The organism is Pseudoalteromonas sp. NBT06-2, assembly GCF_002276045.1.
Lineage (GTDB): Bacteria > Pseudomonadota > Gammaproteobacteria > Enterobacterales > Alteromonadaceae > Pseudoalteromonas.
The window spans coordinates 22,319-28,318 of sequence record NZ_NQMR01000123.1; the positions used below are offsets into that span (position 1 = coordinate 22,319).

At 35.1% G+C, this 6,000-nt stretch carries 6 protein-coding genes and 1 tRNA gene; all 7 read left to right on the plus strand.

The window, feature by feature from the left end; translation table 11 throughout:
* The first annotated feature begins 902 nt into the window (after positions 1-902).
* Positions 903-1,595: a protein TolQ gene (tolQ, locus tag CJF42_RS19335; protein WP_095368251.1), complete on the plus strand. Its 693-nt coding sequence runs from the start codon at positions 903-905 to the stop codon at positions 1,593-1,595.
* The gene (gene tolR / locus CJF42_RS19340; RefSeq protein ID WP_095368252.1) at positions 1,595-2,020 is read left to right on the plus strand and encodes a protein TolR; all 426 of its coding nucleotides are present in this window, start codon (positions 1,595-1,597) and stop codon (positions 2,018-2,020) included. Before tolQ ends, tolR begins: the two co-directional genes overlap by 1 nt.
* 17 nt (positions 2,021-2,037) lie before the next feature.
* Positions 2,038-2,940: a cell envelope integrity protein TolA gene (gene tolA, locus CJF42_RS19345; RefSeq protein ID WP_095368258.1), complete on the plus strand. Its 903-nt coding sequence runs from the start codon at positions 2,038-2,040 to the stop codon at positions 2,938-2,940.
* Positions 2,941-2,987: 47 nt separating this feature from the next.
* A complete protein-coding gene (tolB, locus tag CJF42_RS19350) occupies positions 2,988-4,316 on the plus strand; it encodes a Tol-Pal system beta propeller repeat protein TolB (RefSeq protein WP_502694800.1) in 1,329 nt (442 codons plus the stop codon).
* Between the two features lie 43 nt (positions 4,317-4,359).
* Positions 4,360-4,899: a peptidoglycan-associated lipoprotein Pal gene (gene pal / locus CJF42_RS19355; RefSeq protein ID WP_095368254.1), complete on the plus strand. Its 540-nt coding sequence runs from the start codon at positions 4,360-4,362 to the stop codon at positions 4,897-4,899.
* A 20-nt stretch (positions 4,900-4,919) separates the two neighbouring features.
* Entirely contained in the window at positions 4,920-5,672 is a 753-nt protein-coding gene (gene ybgF / locus CJF42_RS19360; protein ID WP_095368255.1) for a tol-pal system protein YbgF, read from the plus strand.
* Positions 5,673-5,847: 175 nt separating this feature from the next.
* A tRNA-Lys gene (locus tag CJF42_RS19365) sits at positions 5,848-5,923 on the plus strand.
* Positions 5,924-6,000: the final 77 nt, after the last annotated feature.

The window sequence follows — 6,000 nt, forward strand, 5'->3', positions numbered from 1 at the left end:
TAGTAATTTGATGCAATTAAAGCCTACGTCCGGCTGTGTAGTTGCATGAATTTTGCAAATTAAAATCTGGAAATCCAGTAGTAAATTCAGCGTTCTTTAAAACAATACATACCTTGCTTAATTTAAAATCAGGCTGTGTTATAAATTTTAGGCAAAAAAAAGCCCGCACAGTGTGCGGGCAAAACAACAAGTTGGAAGGGAATCCAGGGTTTATCTAAAGTTTCACTTTAAATGCGTTCATAATACGAATAAATATTTCATCATATTATTAAATATCTGTGCTGTAGGGATGTGCTCTACATGTATTAGCAAGGTACGAAAAGAATAATATAGTTTAACTGGTCGGATTTCAAACTAGAAAAATTCAACTTTCACATTATAAAAACTAATGCTGAATAAGAATTTAATGATTTATATAACATCAATAAATTGTTAATAAATATTAAGATATTGATTTTAAACCCTTATTTTTAAAGTGGTTTATTTTTAAACGATTAGTTTTCTTTATTTTAACATGATTTTCACAAGGTGTTTTACTGGTTATTCAAATTTATTGCATAAAACAACGAATGATAGAATGTAAATATATTAAAATTAAACTTTCAATTGAAATATATTTGTTATTTAACCTCAGCATGAGGTAATAAATAACTAATGTGATGACTATCGAACATTATTATTTAGTGAGCTCAGGTTATTTAACTGAATATTTTGTAATTCACGGTAAATTGATTGTCACAGCTTTATTGACTGGTTACACTAGAGCGGTTTTAGGTAGGACAAGATAGAAATAATTAAAATAGAATGAACTATTTGAGTTATATATCTCTAATTAAGTAAATCTATCATTTAATGTTGCTGTTTCAGTCGCTATTTTAGTAAAGTATTGAGGTAAATTTATCGTGTCATCAGAGTTGTCTTTTTTCGATTTAATTCTTAAAGCAAGTCCACTTGTCCAAATTGTAATGTTGACGTTAGTTGCAATGTCAGTGACCTCTTGGACCATGATTTTTCAACGTCAAAAAGTGCTTAAACAAGCAAAAGTTAGTTCAAGAAGATTTGAAGATAAATTTTGGTCAGGTAGTGATTTAAGTAAATTATATAATGAATTATCGGCTCGAAGTAATTCACTTGAAGGCTTGGAAAGTTTATTTTGTGCTGGCTTTAAAGAGTTTGCCAGATTATCAAAAAGTAATATGGCATCGGCGGGTACTATTATGGATGGTACTCATAGATCTATGCGCGTTGCTTTATCTAGAGAAATTGAAAAGCTTGAAGACAACTTATCATTTTTAGCGACTGTAGGGTCAATCAGTCCATATATTGGTTTGTTTGGTACAGTATGGGGCATAATGAATGCTTTTATCTCATTAGGTACCGTTAAACAAGCAACCTTACAAATGGTCGCTCCGGGTATTGCCGAAGCTTTGATTGCAACTGCCATGGGTTTATTTGCCGCGATCCCTGCCGTTGTATTTTATAACCGTTTTGCGCATAAAGTCGAGACACTAGACTCGAATTACGGTAACTTTATGGAAGAGTTCTCAAACATTCTTCACCGTCAAGCTGTTGCAAAAAATGAGAATAATTCTTAATGTACCAAAGAAAAAAGCGTCGTCCAGTTGCTGAAATAAATGTAGTACCTTATATAGATGTTATGTTGGTGTTACTTATTATTTTTATGGCAACAGCAGCTACAATCACACATGGCGTTGATGTTGAATTGCCTAAAATGGAAGAATCAGAATTAGTAGAAACAAGAGAAGCACCACCGATTATTGTTTCAATTAACGCTGAAGGTAAATACTTTGCTTCTATTGGTATAGACCCTGAAGCTGAAATGGATGCGATAGATATAGCAGCACAAGTCAAATTAGCTTTAGATAAAGAACCTAAAACACCGGTTATGATTAAAGGTGATGGTCGTGTATCCTATCAAGAGGTTTTATTATTAATGGACTTCTTAAAAAGGGCTGGTGTGCCATCTGTAGGTTTAATGACAGAATCATTTGAGAATTAACCGTGACATTTAAAGAAATATTACCCTCTTTATTAAAATCATCTGTATTACATATTGTTTTAGCAATAGGCCTAGTTGTCAGTGTGTCTTTTCAAGATAATGTGCCAGAAGTGATGCAAGTAAATTTAAATCAAGAAAATGCACTTGAAGCAATTTCAGTTGATCAAAGTGCTGTAGAAAAACGCATTAAAGAGCTAAAAAAAGATGATGTTAATAAAAAGCGCACAGAAGAACAACGCATCAAAAATTTAGAAAAGAGAGCAAATGAAGCGAAAAAGAAAAGTCAAGCTGAAGCACGCCGGATTAAAAAGTTAGAACAACAAAGAAAAGCTAAAGAAAGAGAAAAGAAAAAAGCAGAAGCGGCGACTAAAAAAGCAAAAGCAAAACAAAAAGTAGAACAAGATAAAGCAGCAAAAGCTAAAGCTAATAAAGAAAAAGCTGAAAAAGCAGCAAAAGCAGCAGCAAACAAACGCAAAAAAGAAGAAAAAGCACTGGCTGATGCACAAAAAGCACGTAAGCAAAAAGCGGTAGAAGAAAAACGTAAAGCAGAAGCAGCACGACAAAAAGCACTTGCTGAACAACTTCTTCAGGAGCAAATGGCGCAAGAGCAAGCAATTAGGGCTAAAGCAAGACAAAAACAAATACTGACCGAAGTTGAAAAATATACAGCTTTAATTAAAGCTCGTATTATTCAAAACTTCTTAAAAGATGAAAAAATGAAAGGGAAGCAATGTCGCTTGAATATTAGACTTGCTTTTAACGGTCTGGTAACCAAAGCCGTTTCACTCGGTGGCGATAAACTCGTATGTGAAGCTGCTTTACGTTCGATACGTATGTCCGATACATTACCAGTACCAAAAGATAGAGCTGTGTTTGAGCAGTTCAAGAATTTTAATTTTATATTTAAACCTAATTTTTAAGGGCTCTCATGTTAAATCGGCTTAAAAGCTTAGTTTTAGTTACATTTATGTTGTTAATTAGTACTTTAAGTACTAATAGCTATGCTGTACTTGAAATCGTGATCACTGATGGTATTAATGGTGCGAGGCCGATAGGTATTGTGCCTTTTAAATATGAAGGTATTGGTGAAGTGCCCTCTAGAATTTCAGATGTTATAGCTTCAGATTTGCGTCGAAGTGGTAAGTTTAACCCTATTGCGGCTATTAATATGCCACAAAAACCATCTCAAGATAGTGAAGTTGATTATAGTGCATGGGCAGCAGAGAAAGTAGAAGCCATTGTTGTTGGTAAAATTATTCAGCAAACAGGTGGTAGATATTTAATTAGCTATGAATTAATTGATATTTACCGAGGACAAATAACAGGCGGTCAAACGCAAATATTGGCTAATGGTAAACTCATGAACAATCAAGATCATATACTTGATGCGCGCCAAACAGTTATTACCGAAGACAGATTTCGTCGTTACGGACATCGTATAAGTGATGTTGTTTACGAGGCTTTAACAGGAGAGCGAGGCGCATTTTTAACAAAAGTTGCATATGTTATTGTTCGCGATGAACAAACTAGACCATATCAATTAGTTGTGGCAGATTATGATGGTCAAAATGAGCAAGTATTATTACGTTCTAAAGAGCCTTTAATGTCGCCGACTTGGTCGCCTGATGCAACTAAATTAGCTTATGTGACATTCGAAAATCGTCAAAGTCAAATATATATTCAAGATATTTACACAGGTAAACGTGAACTTGTTACTTCTTACAAAGGAATTAATGGCGCTCCAAGGTTTTCTCCTGACGGCTCTAAGCTTGCGATAGTATTGTCTAAAGATAAAAAAGGGGCGACTGAAATATATGTTTTAGATTTAAAAACCCGTATCGAACGTCGTATCACTCGCCATAGAAGTATAGATACAGAACCAAGTTGGCACCCAAATGGTAATGAGATAGTATTTACGTCGGAAAGGGGTGGTAATGCTCAGATTTATAGCGTAAATTTAACATCAGGGAAAACACGTCGACTTACATTTGACGGTAATATGAATCTGGCAGGATCAATCTCACCAGATGGAAAAGATTTGATTATGGTAAATAGAACGCTTGGTCGTTACCATATCGCAAAAAAAGAATTAAGTTCAGGTGATTTTCAAGTTTTAACTCGAACACGCCTGGATGAATCACCGAGTATAGCACCAAATGGCTCGATGATAATTTATAGTACGTTATATAATAATAAGCAGGTATTAGCTCTGGTATCAATGGACGGTCGCTTTAAAGCACGTCTTCCTGTCGCACAAGGACAGGTAAAAGCCCCTGCTTGGTCACCATTTTTATAATTAACGAATTTTGATTTCACTTTTAGCAATAGGGATCTACTCGATGCAACTTAACAAAATATTTAAAGGCCTGCTTATTGCTGTGCCAGTAATGACATTAGCAGCATGTAGCTCATCTGAAAATATAGATGAAGGTGCAGCTAACCAAAGCCAAACAAATCAAGTTGAACAACAAACAAGTGATACAGTTCAAGTAGAAAAAATTGAGCGTATCAAGTCAGCTGAAGAGTTGTTACGTGAAAAATATGATGAACTCCGTCAAGAACAAGTTATTTACTTTGATTTTGATAAAGCACGCGTAAGCGGAAAATATGCTGAGCTTTTACAAGCCCATGCTGATTTTTTAGTGAATAATGGTGCTGTTAAAGTATTAATCGAGGGCCATGCAGACGAACGTGGTACGCCTGAGTACAACATTGCTCTTGGTGAGCGCCGTGCACATGCTGTTTCAAAATACTTACAAAGTTTAGGTGTTTCAGAAGGTCAAATTTCACTTGTAAGCTATGGTGAAGAGAAACCTATGGTTAAAACTCGTGACGAAGATGGTTTTGCTAAAAACCGTCGTGCAGTGCTTGTATACTAATTTTAAGTAGAAAATAAATTATGAAGCCAAAATTAATTTTGGCAGCTATGATTCTGAGCGGGAGCACCCAAACATTGGCTGCTCCCGCTCCTGTTTCAGATGTTGCTTTAAATAGTAGTACGAACAAAATTGAATCAAGACTCGCTGCTTTAGAGAATATGATCAAAACTCGCAATTTATTACAAGTTGAATTGCAGCAGCAGATTGAAGGTTTACAAGATGAAGTAAACCATCTGCGAGGCACAACAGAAGAGCAAGGTTATAAAATAGAAAAAATGTTACAGCGACAACGTGAACTTTATCAAGAGATAGAAGATAGAGTGTCTCAAGTTTATACGCAACCAGCACCAGCTGTCACTGACAGCGTAACGACACCTGCAGTATCTATTAGTAATGACTTATCAGAAAATGAAGCATATGATCGTGCTGTACAGCTTATTATGAAAGATAAACGTTATGATCAAGCTGTTCCAGAGTTTCAAACATTTTTAACTAGCTTCCCAGATTCAGTATACGTACCTAATGCACATTACTGGCTAGGACAGTTATTAATGATGAAAAGTGAAACAACGCAAGCCAAAACTCACTTCGAATCTGTAGTAGCAGGCTACCCTGATTCAAATAAACGTGCGGACGCTATGCTTAAACTGGGTACAGTTTATCAAAAGCTTAATTCAATCGTTAAAGCGAAGAAAATATTGCAAGATTTAATTTCTCAATATCCAGATTCGACAGCAGCTAAATTAGCAACTGATCGTTTATCTAAATTCTAAATTAGATATAATGAATTGCTTTTAGGCTGCTTTTTGATAAAAGCGGTCTAAAATCAATCAAACAGAGAAAAAACTGCAAAAATATAGTTTTTTAAGTTGCACTCAGTGTGTAAATAAGTATTATAAGCGCCCGCAACCAGAGAGGATTTTAAAACTTTCTAAATGCAAATAGAGCGGGTCATTAGCTCAGTTGGTAGAGCAGTGGACTTTTAATCCATTGGTCGATGGTTCAAGTCCATCATGACCCACCATTCTTTTAAGCTTCATTAAAAAGAATGTAAAAAAGACTATGTCTTATGAACAAACGGCAGGTTAATGCAAATAGAGC

Excerpts from the sequence above, each read along its gene's own strand:
- tolR (WP_095368252.1), top strand. The coding sequence starts at position 1,595 with ATGTACCAAAGAAAAAAGCGTCGTCCAGTTGCTGAAATAAATGTAGTA.
- tolB (WP_502694800.1), top strand. The coding sequence starts at position 2,988 with ATGTTGTTAATTAGTACTTTAAGTACTAATAGCTATGCTGTACTTGAA.
- pal (WP_095368254.1), top strand. The coding sequence starts at position 4,360 with ATGCAACTTAACAAAATATTTAAAGGCCTGCTTATTGCTGTGCCAGTA.
- ybgF (WP_095368255.1), top strand. The coding sequence starts at position 4,920 with ATGAAGCCAAAATTAATTTTGGCAGCTATGATTCTGAGCGGGAGCACC.